This is a genomic window from Pantoea sp. MBLJ3 (genome assembly GCF_000816655.1).
GTDB classification, from domain to species: Bacteria; Pseudomonadota; Gammaproteobacteria; order Enterobacterales; family Enterobacteriaceae; genus Pantoea; species Pantoea eucalypti.
In genome coordinates, this window is sequence record NZ_JSUT01000005.1 from 1,210,371 (window position 1) to 1,227,407 (window position 17,037).

The window sequence follows — 17,037 nt, forward strand, 5'->3', positions numbered from 1 at the left end:
AATTCCTTATCCGGACAAAAGTGAACTGAGTGTGGTTCAGTTAGCCCGGAATAGACAGTGAAGAGATTTGTCCGTAATTTTCAAATAAATTCAGCAACTTTATATCGGGCGCTATACATTTTCTCCCCCGGTAAACAGCACGCGCCAGCGGCGGCGATCCTGAATCAGTGTGCGGTGCAGCTGTTGCAGATCGGTAAGGGTCAGCGCCTCTATCTGCGCCGCATCCGGTTCTGCCAGACCATTTTCACGGCGTAACTGCGCCAGTGGCTGCGCCACTTCCCGGCTCAGCAGACGCGTTTTCAGTGCCACCAGGTCACACTCTGCCAGCGTCTCGTTAAGGGAACGCAGGAAGTTGCGGCAGTAGCGCAACAGTGACAGCGCGCTGTAATCGGGCGACTGCAGCGCAAACACTACGCCGTCTTCATCGGCACAGCGCATATAGCGGCTGTTAACGACATACCCTATAGGTTGTTCAACCCGATAGCGCTGGAAGAAACGCGGCTCGTAGATCAGCGCCAGCGCACGTAATGCCGCAAGCTGTTCAGGACGGTGCAGTGGAATAAACAGCAACAGCGCGTTATCCGTACTGGCGTGCAGCAGACGCGTCATGCCCGTTTGTGTGGTCATACGTTTTGGTGGCGTGTCAGGGTTAACCGGCAGCGACAGCGCGCTCAGCCGCCGGGCAATCAGCGAATGCAGCGCCGCGTTGCCGCCTTTAAGCGCCGCCCGCCAGCAATCCGGCGCAAAGGTCGCTGCCAGCTGATAAGGCAGCTGCTGCTGCAGCGCGCGGATTGCGATGCTTTCGACAGGTGACGGCAGGTTTGCCTCAACCGGCAGCGACAGTGCACAGACAATCTGGCTCAGCGCCTGATCAGTGACCGCCTCATCTGTCGTCAGCTGAAGCGTGAGCTGCCATACGCCCTCTACTTCCTGCCAGCAGCCGTTACCGCCCTGGTGACGCAGCGCAGCAAACAGCGGACGCAACCGCCGCCCCAGCGCTTCGCCCACCTCGGCGGTAAACGTTGAGTAAAACTCGGGTCGCAGAATCAGCACGGGGTTCGGGTTATCTGACTGATAATGCGGTAACGCCACCGACTCTTCGGGCAGGGGATCAGGCGTAATGGCGGCATCAAGCGGATAGAATGTGAAATTCACCGCGGGCAGCGCGTCAGGTGGTGCTGGCTGCCAGTGGGTCAGTGCCAGACTGTAACCCTGTGTGATGAGGTTTTCTGATGGCGGTTGCGGCGTACAGCAGAGCAGCGTGCCCGGCGCGCTGTTAAGCCTCTCCAGCAACAGTAGCAGTACAGGCAGCGTTTCATCAGGCGCAAAGCCAACGGCGCGCTGACGGAGTTGCTCCATAAGTGACAACGTCACAAATCGTTGCTGACTAAGCTCATGATAGTGCTGATGCTGTGCCTCACCGATCTGGCTCAGTGCCTGCAGGTAGCTATCAATTAGCGCATTCACGGTTTCTGGCATCTCAGTTTCGACACCCAGCGCCAGCCAGAGCGCACCGCCTGCCTGATAGATCCACTTCAGCTCCAGCGTCTCCGCCAGCCCCTGCTCGCGCAGCGTTGCCAGCAGCGATCCGGGTGCCTCATCCAGCAAAAATTCACGCCACAAAGTGACACCGTCACTACTTTCAATCAGCCAGGTGCGCCATAACGCTGGCGAGGCGCTATCCGCCAGTCGCCAGCAGGTCTGGCTGTTCAGCTGCGGCGGTGGCAGATCCTGTTGCCACTGACCAGCAGGCAGCGCGGCGGCAAACTGACGTGCCAGCTGCTCCAGTTCATCCAGTGACTGCGGTCCCTGTAGCCAGAGCCGCATATTACTGGCGAAATAGTAACGCTGATGGAACTGACGCAGCGCCCGTTGCAGCGCAGACATCTCGTCGCCAAAGCTCGCCCGGCTGCCGATATGGAAGCGCTGAAATTCCGCAGGTGATTGCGCGGCATGCAGCAGTGCCGCTTCGATGCGGGATGGCTCATGGCGCTGCAACAGCTGATACTCGGCGTCAATCACCGCCACTTCCTGCGCGATGGCCTGATTATCCAGCAGCGGAGAGACGAGCATATCCTGAAGTCGGGCCAGCCCGTCAGCCAGCAACGACGGCGTCACCTCAAAGAAAAACGCGCTGCGCCGGGCCAGCGTGGTGGCGTTGACCTTCCCGCCCTGGGTCTGAATCCAGCTCATCAGCCGGCCCTCATCAGGCCAGCCGCTGCTGCCGGTGAACAGCAGATGCTCCAGCAGATGCGCCAGTCCGGGCCAGCGTTCTGGCTCATCGTGGCTCCCTGCACCCACCTGAATCAGGGCAGCGGCCTGGCTGGCATCTGCCTGATGCACCAGTTCAATCATCAGACCGTTTATCACCAGGCCGCGCGTTTTCATCAGAGGTTCCGTGTTTTGTAGATCAGTTGCGAGTTGCTGCGGTTACGGAACTGCAGCTGACCAATTTTAATGTCGCTGCAATCCGCCTCACGCCGGGCTTCAAGGATTTTGCCGTGATGCGGCGATTTGCTGCAGACCGGATCGGTGTTGTCGGCATTGCCGGTCAGCATGAAAGCCTGACAGCGACAGCCGCCAAAATCTTTCTCTTTCTCATCACAGGAGCGGCACGGCTCCGGCATCCAGTCGAAACCGCGATAACGGTTAAAGCCAAACGAGTTATACCAGATATCGTCCAGGCTTTGCGTCAGTACAGAGGGAAATTCCACCGGCAGCTGGCGCGCACTGTGACACGGCAGCGCCGTGCCCTCTGGCGTCACGCTGAGGAAGATAGCGCCCCAGCCACCCATGCAGGGCTTGGGTCGCTCTTCGTAGTAGTCTGGCGTCACAAACAGCAGGTTGGTCAGATTGCCGGTGGTGCTCATCCGCTCACGGTAGGTTTTCACCACGGCTTCCGCATGGGCGATCTGCTCACGTGTCGGCAGCAGACCTTCACGGTTAAGCTGCGCCCAGCCGTAGAACTGACAGGTCGCCAGTTCAACGTCATCTGCCTCCAGCTCAATACAGAGGTCAATGATTTTATCGATCTGATCGATGTTATGACGATGCAGCACGAAGTTCAGCACCATCGGATAGCCGTGGGCTTTCACCGCTTTCGCCATCTCCAGCTTCTGCTGAAACGCTTTTTTCGATCCCGCCAGCGCCGCATTCAGGGTTTCGTCACTCGCCTGGAAGCTGATCTGGATATGATCCAGACCCGCTTCGCTGAACGCATCCAGCTTCTTCTCGGTCAGGCCAATGCCGGAGGTGATCAGGTTGGTATAGAAGCCAAGGTCGCGCGCCGCCTTGATCAGCTCAGGCAGATCTTTTCGCACCAGCGGCTCGCCGCCGGAAAATCCGAGCTGAACGCTGCCCATCGCGCGCGCCTGACGAAAGACTTCGATCCACTGCTCAGTCGTCAGCTCCTTCTCCTGCTGGGCGAAATCCAGCGGGTTAGAGCAGTAGGGACACTGCAGCGGACAGCGATAGGTCAGCTCTGCCAGCAGCCAGAGCGGCGGATTCACACCAGGTTTATGCGGGGTCACGGAACTGTATCCACTTCTGTTCATAGGCTGACTGCAGGAATTCTAAGACGTCCGGACCCACGCCGCCCGCTTCCGGAAAACGGTTATCCAGGGTCGCGATAATCGCGGCGATATTCTGTTTGCCATCCACCAGCTCAAGAATGGCGGCGGCGGTTTCGTTCAGCTTTGCCATGCCTTCAGGATAAAGCACCACGTGCGTATCCTGAGCAGCTTCCCACTGCATACGGTAGCCGCGACGAAACGCGGCAATCGAGTTTTCATTCATCTGTTATACCAGTCGGGTGGTGTGCCACGCCGCCTTGTCTGTGACGGTGTGATAAGGCGGACGTTTCAGCTCGTAAGCCATGGTCATGGCGTCCAGCATGCTCCATAAAATATCGAGCTTAAACTGCAAAATTTCCAGCATCCGGTTCTGCGTTTCAGCGGTAGTGAAGTACTCCAGCGCCAGCGCCAGACCATGTTCCACATCGCGGTTCGCCTGACCCAGGCGGCTGCGGAAGTAGAAATAGCCCTCTTCTTTGATCCACGGATAGTGCTGCGGCCAGCTCTCAAGCCGTGACTGGTGGATCTGCGGAGCGAACAGTTCGGTGAGCGAGCTGCAGGCCGCCTCCTGCCAGTTGGCGCGGCGGGCGAAGTTAATGTAAGCATCCACCGCAAAACGCACGCCCGGCAGCACATGCTGCTCTGACAAGAGTTCTTCGCGCGTCAGACCGACCGCCTCGCCCAGCCGCAGCCAGGCCTCAATGCCGCCCTCTTCGCCATTGCTGCCGTCGTGGTCAAGGATGCGCTGAACCCATTTGCGGCGGGTCGCCGGATCGGGACAGTTAGCCATGATCGCCGCATCTTTTAGCGGAATGGTGGTCTGGTAATAGAAGCGGTTTGCCACCCAGCCCTGAATCTGCTCGCGCGTGGCCTGACCGTTATGCATCGCAATGTGATACGGGTGATGGATATGGTAGTAAGCGCCTTTGTCGCGCAGGGCCTGTTCAAAAGCCTGTGGTGACAGCGTGTCAGTGATCTGCATGATTTAGCCCTGAAGATGGATCGCCATCCCGTCCCAGCTCACCTCTATTCCCTGCCCCGTCAGAAACTGACGCTGCGGTGACTGCTCGTTAAGGATCGGATTGGTGTTGTTAATGTGGATCAGAATTTTGCGTCTGGCCGGCAGAGACGCCAGCAACGCCATCAGTCCCTGCTCTTCCGCCAGCGCCAGATGGCCCATCGCCTTGCCGGTGTTGTGACCCACGCCGGTAGCCAGCAGCTCATCATCCTGCCAGACGGTGCCATCAATCAGCAGGCAATCCGCTTTTTGCAGCCACGGCAATATCACCGCATCGGGCTCGCCCAGACCGGGTGCGTAGAGCAGCGTCTGGCCATTCGCCCGGTTTTCAATAAACAGCGCCACGTTGTGGCCGGCAAGCGGCCTGTCGCGGAAGGGCGAGTAAGGCGGTGCATTGCTGATAATGGGAATCGCCGTGAACTTCAGATCTGTGCAGACATCGACGCTGAACGGCGTCAGTGGCGCAATCGGCCGGTGCTGTAAGCCGCCATTCCAGTGGGTGAGCATCGGAAAGATCGGGAAGCCGGTGCTGAGGTCAGCATGCACTTCCGGCGTACACCACACCTGATGCGGGCAGCCTTCACGCAGGCTCAGTAGCCCGGTGGTGTGATCGATCTGGCTGTCGGTGAGGATAATCCCCCCAATCGCCGTGCCGCGCAGCACGCCCTGGCGGGTCAGTTCTGGCGTATGCAGGATCTGCTGGCTGATATCGGGTGAAGCGTTGCATAGCACCCAGTCTTCGCCGTTATCGCTCAGGATAATTGACGATTGCGTGCGTGCCTGGGCCTGAATCGTGCCATTACGCACGCCGTGGCAGTTGGCGCAGTTACAGTTCCACTGCGGAAATCCGCCACCCGCGGCTGAACCGAGGATTTTGATAAACATAGAGGAAAACCAGAAGTTGAAAAAAAATGCCCGCTCAGAGGGCGGGCAGAACGATTAACGGTTGGAGATGTACAGAGTGACTTCCAGACCGAGACGCATATCAACGAAAGATGGTTTTTTCCACATGAGTTACTTCCTCTTGGTTAACAGTAAAAAAGCTGTCTGAAATCAGCGTGACAGGCAATGAATGAGACGGCCGTCACAATTTCCAGGCAGATGTTGCGCCAATGGCGCGTCGGGATCAAGTCCGGAACGTAAGGAAATTGTTATCACAGCCCGGTCAGTTGTAAAACCCGCTGCCAGTTTCCCCATGCCAGTTTCTCAGTCAGTGTCTGATCATAGTCTGCTTCCTGAAAAGCAGCGAGCAATCGCGGCATTCCGCTGACATCGCCCAGCGCTGCTGGCGGGGTAATTCCGTCGAAATCGGAGCCAAACGCCACATGGTCGCTGCCCATTATCTTCAGGAGGTGATCACAATGCTTAACAATTTCTGTTAATGGCGTGTCAGCGTCGCGTTTACCGTCGGCGCGCAAAAACGCATTGCCAAAATTAATGCCGACCAGACCGCCGCTGTCGCGGATCGCCAGCAGCTGGTCATCGGTCAGATTGCGCGGCTGCGGACAGAGGGCGTGCGCGTTGGAGTGGCTGGCGACCAGCGGCGCAGTGGAAAGCCGGGCGGTTTCCTGGAACGTCTTCATGTTCATGTGCGACACGTCGATCATCATCTTCAGTTCACCCGCCTGCTGAATCAACCTTTCGCCGGCAGCGGTCAGGCCCGGTCCGGTGTCGGGCGAGCCGGGAAAACTGCCGCTGACGCCTTCACCAAAGCGACTGCGCAGATTCCAGAATGGCCCGATGCTGCGCACCCCCGCCTGCCAGAAGGCGTGCAGCTGTTCGCCCTCCTCGTCCAGCGCATCAGCACCTTCAATGTGAGCCACCATCGCCAGTACACCGTCGGCGCGACAGGCAATAATATCTACACTGCTGCGGCAGAGTCGCGCCCGCCCGCCTGACGCATCGGCCAGCTGCTGCAGGATCTCAAGCTGTTGCCACATGATCTCCAGCGGGCGATACGGCTCATCGGCCCGAACCGGAACGGTGCGGGCGATATATTCCTGCGGCGGCACAAAGATCGCAAACAGCCCGCCACCCATTCCGCCCTGCTGAATGCGCGGAAAGTCGAGATGCCCCCGCTCAATACCCTGATAAAACGCCTGCGCGGGCGCATCACGATGATGCAGCCAGAGGTTAAGCAACAGATCGTTGTGACCGTCAAAAATCAGCATAAGCGTCCACCCAGTTAAACAGGCGACCATGCTAACCCCACCAGGCGGATTCATCAAACCAGAGCGCACGGAGGGTGTTGTCACTTTTGCACATCAGGTTGTCAGCGTTGCGCGCGCGGTTTGCAGGGCTTGTCGTCAGACTGGTAAAAAACACAAGGAGAATACTATGCTGACCCAACCTGCTGATAAATATCGTGCCTCTCCGGTCGTGTCTCTGCCCGATCGCCAGTGGCCTTCACGCCAGCTCACCCAGGCCCCGCGCTGGCTCTCCACCGATTTGCGTGACGGCAATCAGGCGCTGGCAGAACCGATGGATCGGGAGCGGAAGATGGCATTCTGGGATCTGCTGCTGCGCTGCGGGTTCCGCGAAATTGAGGTCGCCTTTCCCTCGGCGTCACAAACGGATTTCGATTTTGTGCGCGACCTGATTGAGCAGCAACGCATCCCGGCGGATGTGACGTTACAGGTGCTGACTCAGGCACGCGAGGATCTGATTACCCGCACGTTTGCGTCATTACAGGGTGTTCCGCGTGCCATCGTACATCTCTACAATGCTACCGCGCCGCTGTTTCGTGAGCGGGTATTTAAACAGAGCAAAGCGGAAATCGTAGAGCTGGCCACCGCGGGCGCACGCCAGATCCGCGCGGAATGCGAGGCGCAACCCGGGACTGACTGGACCTTTGAATATTCGCCTGAGACCTTCTGCTTTACCGAGCCGGAGTTTGTGCTGGAGATTTGCGAGGCGGTAGCCGATGTCTGGCAGCCTGACGCGCAGCGGCCGATGATTATTAATCTGCCCGCCACGGTGGAGGTGCACACACCCAATGTCTATGCCGATCAGATTGAATTTTTCTGCCGTCACTTCAGCCGTCGTGACGCCGTCTGTATCAGCGTGCATCCGCACAACGATCGCGGCACCGGCATAGCCTGTGCCGAACTGGCCCTGCTGGCGGGCGCTGACCGGGTCGAGGGCTGTCTGTTTGGTAACGGTGAGCGTACTGGCAATGTGGACCTGGTGACGCTGGCGCTGAATCTCTATACCCAGGGCATTTCGCCGCAGCTCAATTTCAGCCAGATGCATGAGGTGATTGAGGTGGTGACACGCTGCAACCAGTTGCCGGTTCATCCCCGTCATCCCTATGCGGGTGAACTGGTCTATACTGCCTTCTCGGGTTCTCATCAGGATGCAATAAAAAAAGGCTTCGCCATCCGCGCCGAACGGCAGGAGAAAGTGTGGCAGATGCCCTACCTGCCGCTGGATCCAGCCGACATTGGCTGCAGCTATGAGGCGGTGATCCGTGTGAACAGCCAGTCGGGAAAAAGCGGTGCTGCCTGGCTGCTGGAGCAGAATCATGGATTACAAATGCCACGTTCGCTGCAGCAGGATTTCAGCCGCTGTGTTCAGCATGAGACAGACCGGCACGGTGGCGAGATGACGCACTACGCGCTGTGGCAGCTCTTCTGCCATCAGTATGGTGTCACACGGCCCATGGTGGCGTTACAGCGGGCGGACAGCCAGAGTGACAGCGGCGGGCAGACGCAGATCAGCGCCAGCGTAGTGGTTCAGGACCGCTCACTGACACTGACCGGCAGCGGCAATGGCTGGCTTTCTGCGGCGGTGAATGCCCTGCGCAGCGCGTTTGATTTGCATCTGACCATTGAGGACTATCACGAGCACACGCTGGGACGGCGCAGTGACAGCCGCTCGGTGGCCTATATCAGCTGCGTGGATGTCCGTGGTGTGCGGGCCTGGGGAGTGAGTATTGATAACGACACGGCCCGTGCCGCATTGCAGGCGCTGCTCAGCGCGGCAGGCCAGTTTCTAGAGGGGGAAAATAGTCCGTGGGCGCAACGCCCAGCAGACGACGAAACATCGCACTAAACGCACTGGGGCTTTCATAGCCCAGCTCCAGTGCCACCCGCAGCACGGAGTCGCCCTGCGCCAGTCGCGTCAGGGCGATGGCCAGACGGGCGCGCCGCACCCAGTCACTGAACTGCAGGCCAGTTTCGCGCATGAAATGACGGGCCAGGGTGCGGCCCGAAACGTTAAGGTGGGCGCTGGCGCGCAGCAGCGTCCAGTTTTCACCGGGTGTCTGCTTGATCTGCTCGCACAGCGCCTGTAAACGGGGGCTGTTGGGTGTCGGCAGTGCAAAAGGCAGCACATCCATGCCGCGAATCTCATCCAGAATTAACTCCATCACCCGCTCAGCCCGGCTCCCGGCGCTGTAGTGCTCCGGCAGGCTGAGGGCCGTGACGATTAACTCACGCAGCAGCGACGAGATCTGTACCACCTGACAACTGGCGGGCAGATCGGCGCGCGCCAGTGGGTCGATAAACAGGGTACGTGCCGCCACGCTGCCGGTAATCTGCAGCGCATGGCGGGTAAAAGCCGGGAGCCAGACGCCGCGACTCGGCGGCACAACCCAGCTGCCAAACTCTGTCTCGACCCGCACCACGCCGCTCAGAGTATGGATCAGCTGGGCGCAGGCGTGATGATGCCAGGGTTCGCTGGCCCCGTGCAGGTAGTCGTGCGCCAGCGGCACCAGCGGGCGCGTACTGAAGTCAAAATGCTGCTGACTCATTGCGCCTTCAGGTAGCGGTAGATGACCGCCAGATCCTCTTCGCCGTGTCCGGCATCTACCGCCTGCTGCCAGAACTGCGCGATGTTCTCCAGCGCCGGTAATGGCGTCTCTGCCGCATCCAGCGCCAGGCGGGCATCTTTGAGCGCCCAGATCAGATGCATCTGCGGTGTATAGTCGTCGCTGGCGATCATCCCAAGCTTCATTTTCGCATAAGGCGCAGCCAGTGGACCGCCCTCCAGCACCTGCCAGAGATCGTCGGTGGAAAAGCCGAACTGCCCGGCCAGTTGGGTACTCTCCGCCAGGCTCTGCATCATGCCGATCAGCCAGCTGTTGATGACCAGTTTCATGCGGCTGCTCTTGCCCGCCTCACCCAGCCACTTTGTCCCTTTACTGATGGCGGCAAACACCGCTTCTGCCGCCTGCGCCCGGCTCTGATCGCCGCTGGCCAGCACCAGAATCTGTGCGTTCTCTGCGGGCGCTTTGGTGCCGGAGACCGGTGCGTCGATCAGTAAAAGATCGGGCCGTTTTTCTGCGAAAAAGGCGATCAGCGCGTCGGTTTTCTCGATGCCAATGGTACCCATCTGGCACAGCGTCGCGCCCTGCTTAAACGCCTCTTTCGCCTGATGCAGCACCTGCTCGGTGGTGTCGCCATCGGAGAGCATGGCAATCACCACATCCGCCTGGCGCACCGCCTCTTCCGGCGAGTCAGCCAGCTGTAAACCGGCCTCCAGCAGATCCTCACCGCGTGCGCGGGTACGGTTCCAGCCGTGTACGCGAAAGCCTTTTTTCAGCAGGTTGGCGGCAAATGCGTGCCCCATTGCGCCTAATCCCAGAACCGCCACTTCAGGTTGTTGCATGTTGACTCCCCTGGTTTATCTGTCTGTATCCGACCCTGTCGGATGATTTATCACGGAAAAGCTGAATTCCAGCCTGGCGGTAAACCGAAAAAAAATCCAGCCCGAAACGGTGTACCCCATCGCATCAAACCCTTACCATACGCGGCGATTGTTCCACCTGATTCATTTACGCTTCTTTTTTAGGCCTCTGATAATGAAAATAATCTCTCTGCGTCAGGCGACGCTGCTGATGTTGCCTGCCATTTTGCCGCTGCCGCTGCTGGCGGCAGATAATCAAAATACGCTGGTCGTAACGGCCGCGCCGCCGGAAACGGGCCTTAACGAACTCGACACGCCTGCCGCCCTGAGTGTGGTCAGCGGCGACGATATGCGTCAGGCAGCACCGCGCGTTAATCTGTCGGAAAACCTCAGCAGCGTGCCGGGTCTGCAGATCCAGAACAGGCAGAATTACGCACAGGACCTGCAGCTGTCGATGCGTGGCTTCGGCTCCCGTTCAACCTACGGCGTGCGAGGTCTGCGCATCTACGTGGATGGCATTCCGGCCACCATGCCAGATGGGCAGGCACAAACCTCCAATATTGATATCGGCTCAATTGATCATGTCGAAGTGCTGCGCGGCCCCTTTTCTGCGCTGTATGGCAACGCCTCGGGCGGCGTGATCAACGTGACGACCCAGCAGGGACAGCAGCCAACCACGCTTGAAGCCAGCAGCTGGTACGGCAGTTATGGCAGCTGGCGCAACAGTGTCAAAGCCAATGGTGCGACCGGTGACGGCAGCCACGCCGGGGATGTGAACTACACGGTCTCCGCCTCCCGCTTCACCACTCACGGCTATCGCGATCACAGTGCTGCCCAAAAGAACCTCGGCAATGCCCGGCTGGGCGTGCGAATCGATGATGTCAGTACCCTGACGCTGCTGTTTAACAGCGTTCACATTGATGCACAGGATCCTGGCGGTTTAACCGAAGCGCAATGGCGTGACAATCCGCGTCAGGTGGTGAGTAACGTTTCGCTCTATAACACCCGTAAAACGGTGGATCAGACTCAGGGTGGCCTGCGTTATCAGCGCCAGATGAGTGAAAACGACGACCTCAGCGTGATGCTCTATGCCGGGATGCGCGAAACCACGCAGTTCCAGTCAATTCCTGCCGCTATTCAGCGCACTCCGTCTCATCCGGGTGGCGTCATCGCCCTGACCCGCCACTATCAGGGCGTCGATACCCGCTGGACCCATAGCGACACGCTGCTGTCGATTCCGGTGGCGGTGACCGGCGGCCTCGACTACGAAACCATGACCGAGCGCCGCAAGGGCTATGAGAACTTCACGGTCAGCAACGGCGTGACGCAGTTGGGTGAACAGGGCAATCTGCGCCGCAATGAACGCAATCTGATGTGGACGCTTGATCCTTATCTGCAGACCGCCTGGCAGCTGACCGATAAGCTGTCGCTGGATGCCGGCGTGCGCTTCAGCACCGTGAACTTTGACTCCAATGACTTCTATATCCGGCCTGGTAACGGTGACGACAGCGGTGAGGCGCGCTATCACAAATGGCTGCCCGCTGCGGCGCTGAAATATGCCTTTGACCCGGGCTGGAATGCCTATGTTTCTGCCGGTCGCGGCTTTGAAACTCCGACCATTAATGAGCTGTCTTACCGTTCAGATGACGCGACGGGCCTGAATCTGGGCCTGAAACCGGCCACCAGCGACACGCTGGAGATCGGCAGCAAAAAACGCATCGGCAATGGCCTGGTCAGCGCGGCGCTGTTCCAGACCGACACCCGTGATGAGATTGTGGCGGATGCCAGCAGCGGCGGCCGCACGACCTATAAAAATGCCGGTCAGACCCGTCGTCGCGGTCTGGAGTTAAGCCTGGATCAACAGTTCGCCTGGGACTGGCGGCTGAAGATGGCCTATACGCTGCTGGATGCTCGCTACCGCAGTAACGCCTGTGGCAGCGACAGCTGTGACGGCAATCGCATCCCTGGCATCGCCCGCAACATGGCCTATGCCGGACTCGGCTATCTGCCGGAACAGGGATTTTACGCAGGCAGTGAGGTTCGCTATCTGAGCCAGATCGCCGCTGAAGATCAGAACAACGTGAATACCCCGTCTTACACCGTGGCGGCGGTGAACAGTGGCTATAAGTGGCTGGTTGAGAACTGGACGCTGGATCTGTTTGGCCGGGTCGATAACCTGTTTGACCGGCACTATGTGGGTTCAGTGATTGTGAATGAGAGTAATGGTCGCTACTTCGAGTCAGCACCTGGCCGTAACTACAGTGTCGGTTTAACGCTGGGTTACGCCTTCCGCTAAAAGCATCCGGGCCACCCTGGCGGTGGCCCCGATCTACTCGCTAATCAGCCGCGTGTTTTCAACTGCGCCTTAATATCCTCACAGCTGCCGGTTTCACCCAGACGCGGGAAGATCAATTTTACGCTGTTGTTGTGGGTATCCATGTTCAGATCGGTCATCGCATCCGTTGCTAACGTGACGTTGTAACCCAGCTCATACGCCTGACGCGCGGTCGATTCCACGCCGATGCTGGTCGCAATACCGCAAATCACCACCTGAGTGATGCCGCGCTGTTGCAGCTCATCGTGCAGTGACGTGGCATGAAACGCGCCCCAGGTTTTTTTGGTGACGGTGAGGTCATTCTGCTGCGGGGTCATCGCCGGAACCAGCGTCGCCCAGTCGGCAGGGAATTCGCCGCTGTGACGCCCCTGCTCGTTGCGGCCTGGCGCTCCACCGGCCACGTTAACCAGCACGACCGGCAGATCGTGTGCGCGAAACGCTTCGGCCAGATCGGCACAACGTTCGATCACTGGCTGCGATTCGTGAACCAGCGGCAGCGCCACAATGCCATGTTGCAGGTCGATAACAATCAGCGCAGTTTTTGCATCAAGTGTGGTGACAGCCATGTTGAATCCTCGGGGTTAATCGTCAGTAAGTCGTTGCAATAGAGGGAGAATGTCGGTCAGCTGCTGCTGTTCTGCCGGGCTAAGCCGCGCATCCAGCGTCCGGACCAGCCAGTCATCGCGCATCGCGCGACTTGAGCTAATCACCGCGAGGCTTGATTCGGTGGGCCGATAGCGGGTTTTACGACCATCGTGGGGATCCGGCTCGCCGGTCACCAGTTCTGCCGCCACCAGCCCAGCGACAGTTGTGCCCATTGACTGAGTACGTACGCCCTCGGCAGCCGCCAGTTGCGTTACCGTCATTGCCCCGTCGCGCACCAGATGGCCCAACACCGCCACCTGCGACCAGGTGAGTTCGCCAGGCGGTGCCGACTCGCGTAACCGGCGGCCCAGTTTGCCCACCAGCATCCGCAGCATGGCAGCAGATTCAGTCAGATCGCTCATTACTCGTCTCCATCGATAAGCGAAAGTATAAAGATAGGAAGGTAAACTGTGTAGTTTGCTGCGGTATCAATTTGTAACGTCCGGGCGTTGCAGGTAGTGAATCAGGCTGTGGAAGCGCAGCGGTGTGCTGAGCGGGTTCCGGTAGCTGTGCGGCACGTCGGCCCTGAACTGAAAGGCTTCACCGGTAAGCAGACGCCGCCAGACATCCCCGACACCCAGCAGCAGTTCACCTTCAATCACCACTACCTGCTCCACGCAGCCTGCTTCATGGGGCGAAGAATGACTCTGCGCGCCCGCTGCCAGCTCCACTGCCAGCAGATCAAATCGGAGGTGTGGATCGTAAGGCAGCAGCGAGCGCACGGACATTTCGGCATTAGTCTGACTGAATCCTGTCGCTGTGCCGGGAGGTAGTGCGCTGCCGTCGATAAAAAAGGAAAAAGGCACGTTAAAACCGGTGGCGATCTTCCATAGTGTCGCCACAGTGGGACTCGATTCACCTCGCTCAATCTGCCCCAGCATCGCTTTACTGACGCCGGTTCGCTCCGCCGTGAGTGTCAGGCTCCAGCCATTGGCCTGGCGCAACTGTCTGAGCGCGCCGCTCAGGTGTTGCTGAAAATCTGCCATTTTCTCTCCTGAATTCCGGTCACGGGTCTATGACACCAGGGTAATAGTGTAACACTTGTGCGTTATAGCGCATCATGCGACTATGTGCGCTATAACGCACAACCTTACTGAGAGTCTGATCATGACGAGAGCGGAATCGTCCCGTTTTACCCTGCCGATGCTGGTCTCGGGTTTTGTTGCTGTGCTGGTGGGCTACAGCAGCAGCGGCGCAATCATCTATCAGATGTTTCAGGCGGCAGGTGCCTCGCCCGCACAGATTGGGGGCTGGCTGTCAGTGCTGGGCCTCGCGCAGGGAATTGTCTCAATAGGGCTGTCATTGCGTTATCGCATGCCGGTGCTGGCCGCCTGGTCCACGCCGGGCGCCGCACTGCTGGCGACCAGTTTCCACGGCATTTCGCTGAATGAGGCGGTTGGCGTCTTTGTTTTCGCCAACCTGCTGATTGTCGTGTCGGGTGTGACGGGTCTGTTTGCCCGGCTGATGAACCACATTCCCGCTTCACTGGCAGCGGCGATGCTGGCGGGTATTCTGCTGCGCTTCGGACTTCAGACCTTTGCCGATTTACAGAGCAATTTTGTGCTGTGCGGCAGCATGTGCCTGGCCTGGCTGCTGGCGCGTCGCTGGCTTACCCGCTATGCCATTCTGGTGACGCTGCTGGTGGGCGTTGTGATTGCGCTGGCGCAGCACGCTATCCACTTTCCGCAGCAGTCGATTATGCTGGCTCTGCCGGAGCCGGTGATGCCGCACTTTACCCTGGCCACGCTGCTGGGGATGGGCGTGCCCTACTTCCTGGTGACGATGGCCTCGCAGAATGCCCCCGGCATCGCCACATTACAGGCGCACGGCTACCGACCGCCGGTCTCGTCACTGATGAGCTGGACCGGATTGGCTGGCCTGCTGCTGTCGCCGTTTGGAGGCTTTTCGGTCTGCGTGGCGGCGATTACGGCGGCGATCTGCATGAGCGATGAGGTCGACGAAAATCCTCAGCAGCGCTGGCGGGCGGCGGTGCTGGCCGGCATATTTTATTTGCTGGCGGGCGTGTCCGGTGCGCTCATTGCCGTGCTGTTCAGTGCGCTGCCTGCGGTGCTGATCGAGGCGCTGGCGGGTCTGGCACTCCTGGCAACGCTGGGCGGCAGCCTGCATCGCGCACTCGATGTGCCTGCCGAACGAGACAGCGCGTTAGTGACTTTTTTGATCACGGCGTCGGGTGTTTCGCTGCTGGGTATTGGTCCGGCATTTTGGGGACTGGCAGGCGGCATCATCGCTCACCTGGTGCTGGTGCGCAGAACCGTCTGATGACGTGATACCCGCTGAAATATCGGTTATTTTTCCACCCGCCGATGAAAAAAACACTGGATTTACCTCCTTTTCTGCCGTTTGATTTGTCATTGCCCCGCGTAAAATCAACCTAATCGTCGATAACACGCGATTTTCTGCCTCAGACAACGACCGATAAGGGCCCAACAGGTGGCAAAAACTATTCTGCGCAGCGGTAATCTGGATGCGGTTCTGGCGTTAGGTGAAAATGGCCAGCCGGTCTTCGCCTCCGCACTGCAAATTCGTGAAACCCTGCGTCTGCGCCGTCAGGGCGCACTGGCAGATTGCCTGGCGATACCCCAGGCTAATGATCGGGGCGATCGCCTCGACTGGTATTCCCCTATTAACGGCCGGGTGAAATCCTGGCTGGGCGCCAGCGATCATGAACGTCGCGCCGCACTGCAGCAGCTTACCGCCTGTCAGCAGGATATGCAGGCACTCAGTACGCGCGCGCGCGCGGCAGAGAACCCGTCGATGCGCCTGTTTGGTGCCCTGCTGAGCAAAACCCTGCAATTCCCCGACCAGCAGTATGTCTATCTGGTTGATGGTAAACCGGTTATCACCTTCTGGGGCTTTGTCGATGCCCAGGCACGCAGTCGTGATGATGCACTGGCCTGCCTGCGTGAGACGCTGGATGAAAACCTGCCGGCTACACTGGTTGAACCGCTGCCTGAGCTGCCTGCCACGCCCGTGGTCGCTGAGCCGATCATTATCGCTGAGCCCGAACCTGAACCCGAAGCGGCGGCTGAACCGCTGCCGGTTGTGGTGCCTGCAGAACCTCAGCCAGCCGCGCCTGTAGCGGCTCGCCGCCCTTTCCGCATCTGGTATCTGTTACCGCCCGTGGCGATTGCCGCTGCCGTGACGGTGGCCGTGCTGCTGCATAAGCCTGAGCCTGTGGTTACACCGGTTGCGACAACGAAGCCCGCCACAGCGACGATTACAACGCCAGCACCGGTATCTACTCCAACACCGGTTGCGAGTCAGGCACCAGTTGCGGCAACACCGTCAGCTGCGACGCCTCCTGCGGAGACAGTAACGGCCGAGAAACCACCCGAGTCGCTGCCTCAGGTCCCGGCAAACGCGGGCACCACCGACGCCGCGCCTGCTGCCTCATCTGCTACCCTTGCCAGTATGGTAACGCCGCCGGTGCCAGCTAAAGCTGATGATCTGATTGTAACGCCGGACGCCGTGCGTGAAGGCCAGGTACAGGTGATTGATGGCCGCTGGCGGGTCACTATCGACCAGATGCAAACGCCAACCGGTAAGCCGCCTGTGATGCGCTTCCAGTTTAAAAATGGCAAAGGCAGCGTGCAGGTCGCTCAGGGTAATACCACCTGTAAAGCCGATGTCAGCGCCGCCATGACCAGCGCGGGTAACCTGGTTATTGAGAGCCGCTATACGGCGAAGTGCCAGAACAATTCGCGCTACCGTATGCCGCTGCTGGTCTGCCATGCGAGTATAGGCGCCGCTGTGTGTGAAGCGCAGTATGCTGAAGACCGGGTTTTCCCGATGACGATTAAGCGTGAGAGTAAATAACG

At 59.1% G+C, this 17,037-nt stretch carries 16 protein-coding genes; 4 read left to right on the plus strand and 12 right to left on the minus strand.

Annotation, left to right across the window (positions count from 1 at the left end; genetic code table 11):
- Positions 1–111: 111 nt before the first annotated feature.
- The 7 genes from pqqF to NP77_RS12035 all read right to left on the minus strand — a co-directional run bounded on the left by pqqF (position 112) and on the right by NP77_RS12035 (position 6,761).
- On the minus strand, positions 112–2,388 hold the full coding sequence (pqqF, locus tag NP77_RS12010; protein ID WP_039660275.1) for a pyrroloquinoline quinone biosynthesis protein PqqF: 2,277 nt from the start codon (positions 2,386–2,388) through the stop codon (positions 112–114).
- Positions 2,388–3,554, minus strand: coding sequence for a pyrroloquinoline quinone biosynthesis protein PqqE (pqqE, locus tag NP77_RS12015; protein ID WP_369700122.1), 1,167 nt, complete (start codon positions 3,552–3,554; stop codon positions 2,388–2,390). The genes pqqF and pqqE overlap by 1 nt, the downstream gene beginning before the upstream one ends.
- Complete coding sequence (pqqD, locus tag NP77_RS12020) at positions 3,517–3,795, minus strand: pyrroloquinoline quinone biosynthesis peptide chaperone PqqD (protein ID WP_003853497.1); 279 nt, start codon at positions 3,793–3,795, stop codon at positions 3,517–3,519. Before pqqD ends, pqqE begins: the two co-directional genes overlap by 38 nt.
- 3 nt (positions 3,796–3,798) lie before the next feature.
- On the minus strand, positions 3,799–4,554 hold the full coding sequence (gene pqqC, locus NP77_RS12025) for a pyrroloquinoline-quinone synthase PqqC (RefSeq protein WP_003853494.1): 756 nt from the start codon (positions 4,552–4,554) through the stop codon (positions 3,799–3,801).
- A 3-nt stretch (positions 4,555–4,557) separates the two neighbouring features.
- Entirely contained in the window at positions 4,558–5,475 is a 918-nt protein-coding gene (pqqB, locus tag NP77_RS12030; RefSeq protein ID WP_039660279.1) for a pyrroloquinoline quinone biosynthesis protein PqqB, read from the minus strand.
- A gap of 54 nt (positions 5,476–5,529) precedes the next feature.
- Entirely contained in the window at positions 5,530–5,601 is a 72-nt protein-coding gene (gene pqqA / locus NP77_RS22975) for a pyrroloquinoline quinone precursor peptide PqqA (protein ID WP_072040364.1), read from the minus strand.
- Between the two features lie 143 nt (positions 5,602–5,744).
- Positions 5,745–6,761, minus strand: a complete 1,017-nt coding sequence (locus NP77_RS12035; RefSeq protein ID WP_039660494.1) for a dipeptidase — start codon at positions 6,759–6,761, stop codon at positions 5,745–5,747.
- Positions 6,762–6,927: 166 nt separating this feature from the next.
- Between NP77_RS12035 and leuA the strand changes: the two genes are divergently transcribed.
- Positions 6,928–8,643 carry a 2-isopropylmalate synthase gene (gene leuA / locus NP77_RS12040; protein WP_039660281.1) on the plus strand — a complete coding sequence of 572 codons (1,716 nt, stop codon included), beginning with the start codon at positions 6,928–6,930 and terminating at the stop codon, positions 8,641–8,643.
- On the opposite strand, the gene NP77_RS12045 is transcribed toward leuA, so the two are convergent.
- On the minus strand, positions 8,564–9,343 hold the full coding sequence (locus tag NP77_RS12045; protein WP_008925148.1) for a helix-turn-helix transcriptional regulator: 780 nt from the start codon (positions 9,341–9,343) through the stop codon (positions 8,564–8,566). The two genes, leuA and NP77_RS12045, sit on opposite strands and share 80 nt — an antisense overlap.
- A complete protein-coding gene (locus tag NP77_RS12050) occupies positions 9,340–10,200 on the minus strand; it encodes an NAD(P)-dependent oxidoreductase (protein WP_008925147.1) in 861 nt (286 codons plus the stop codon). The genes NP77_RS12045 and NP77_RS12050 overlap by 4 nt, the downstream gene beginning before the upstream one ends.
- Positions 10,201–10,393: 193 nt before the next feature.
- Here NP77_RS12050 and pqqU point away from each other — a divergent pair, with 193 nt between their 5' ends.
- Positions 10,394–12,514, plus strand: coding sequence for a TonB-dependent receptor PqqU (gene pqqU / locus NP77_RS12055; protein WP_197066367.1), 2,121 nt, complete (start codon positions 10,394–10,396; stop codon positions 12,512–12,514).
- 44 nt (positions 12,515–12,558) lie between these two features.
- Here the strand turns inward: pqqU and NP77_RS12060 are convergent, their stop codons facing one another.
- The 3 genes from NP77_RS12060 to NP77_RS12070 form a co-directional block, all read right to left on the minus strand.
- Positions 12,559–13,119 (minus strand): isochorismatase family protein, encoded by a 561-nt coding sequence (locus NP77_RS12060; protein ID WP_039660283.1) that lies wholly within the window; start codon positions 13,117–13,119, stop codon positions 12,559–12,561.
- Positions 13,120–13,134: 15 nt separating this feature from the next.
- Positions 13,135–13,560 carry a MarR family winged helix-turn-helix transcriptional regulator gene (locus NP77_RS12065; protein ID WP_003853479.1) on the minus strand — a complete coding sequence of 142 codons (426 nt, stop codon included), beginning with the start codon at positions 13,558–13,560 and terminating at the stop codon, positions 13,135–13,137.
- Positions 13,561–13,626: 66 nt separating this feature from the next.
- Positions 13,627–14,184 carry a helix-turn-helix domain-containing protein gene (locus NP77_RS12070; RefSeq protein WP_039660285.1) on the minus strand — a complete coding sequence of 186 codons (558 nt, stop codon included), beginning with the start codon at positions 14,182–14,184 and terminating at the stop codon, positions 13,627–13,629.
- Between the two features lie 121 nt (positions 14,185–14,305).
- Here NP77_RS12070 and NP77_RS12075 point away from each other — a divergent pair, with 121 nt between their 5' ends.
- Both NP77_RS12075 and NP77_RS12080 read left to right on the plus strand, forming a co-directional pair.
- Complete coding sequence (locus NP77_RS12075) at positions 14,306–15,478, plus strand: benzoate/H(+) symporter BenE family transporter (protein WP_039660287.1); 1,173 nt, start codon at positions 14,306–14,308, stop codon at positions 15,476–15,478.
- 171 nt (positions 15,479–15,649) lie between these two features.
- Positions 15,650–17,035, plus strand: coding sequence for an SrfA family protein (locus tag NP77_RS12080; RefSeq protein ID WP_039660288.1), 1,386 nt, complete (start codon positions 15,650–15,652; stop codon positions 17,033–17,035).
- Positions 17,036–17,037 lie beyond the last annotated feature (2 nt).

Coding starts and splice junctions, on each gene's coding strand:
- pqqF (WP_039660275.1), bottom strand. CDS start 2,388: ATGAAAACGCGCGGCCTGGTGATAAACGGTCTGATGATTGAACTGGTG.
- pqqE (WP_369700122.1), bottom strand. CDS start 3,554: ATGAACAGAAGTGGATACAGTTCCGTGACCCCGCATAAACCTGGTGTG.
- pqqD (WP_003853497.1), bottom strand. CDS start 3,795: ATGAATGAAAACTCGATTGCCGCGTTTCGTCGCGGCTACCGTATGCAG.
- pqqC (WP_003853494.1), bottom strand. CDS start 4,554: ATGCAGATCACTGACACGCTGTCACCACAGGCTTTTGAACAGGCCCTG.
- pqqB (WP_039660279.1), bottom strand. CDS start 5,475: ATGTTTATCAAAATCCTCGGTTCAGCCGCGGGTGGCGGATTTCCGCAG.
- NP77_RS12035 (WP_039660494.1), bottom strand. CDS start 6,761: ATGCTGATTTTTGACGGTCACAACGATCTGTTGCTTAACCTCTGGCTG.
- leuA (WP_039660281.1), top strand. CDS start 6,928: ATGCTGACCCAACCTGCTGATAAATATCGTGCCTCTCCGGTCGTGTCT.
- NP77_RS12045 (WP_008925148.1), bottom strand. CDS start 9,343: ATGAGTCAGCAGCATTTTGACTTCAGTACGCGCCCGCTGGTGCCGCTG.
- NP77_RS12050 (WP_008925147.1), bottom strand. CDS start 10,200: ATGCAACAACCTGAAGTGGCGGTTCTGGGATTAGGCGCAATGGGGCAC.
- pqqU (WP_197066367.1), top strand. CDS start 10,394: ATGAAAATAATCTCTCTGCGTCAGGCGACGCTGCTGATGTTGCCTGCC.
- NP77_RS12060 (WP_039660283.1), bottom strand. CDS start 13,119: ATGGCTGTCACCACACTTGATGCAAAAACTGCGCTGATTGTTATCGAC.
- NP77_RS12065 (WP_003853479.1), bottom strand. CDS start 13,560: ATGAGCGATCTGACTGAATCTGCTGCCATGCTGCGGATGCTGGTGGGC.
- NP77_RS12070 (WP_039660285.1), bottom strand. CDS start 14,184: ATGGCAGATTTTCAGCAACACCTGAGCGGCGCGCTCAGACAGTTGCGC.
- NP77_RS12075 (WP_039660287.1), top strand. CDS start 14,306: ATGACGAGAGCGGAATCGTCCCGTTTTACCCTGCCGATGCTGGTCTCG.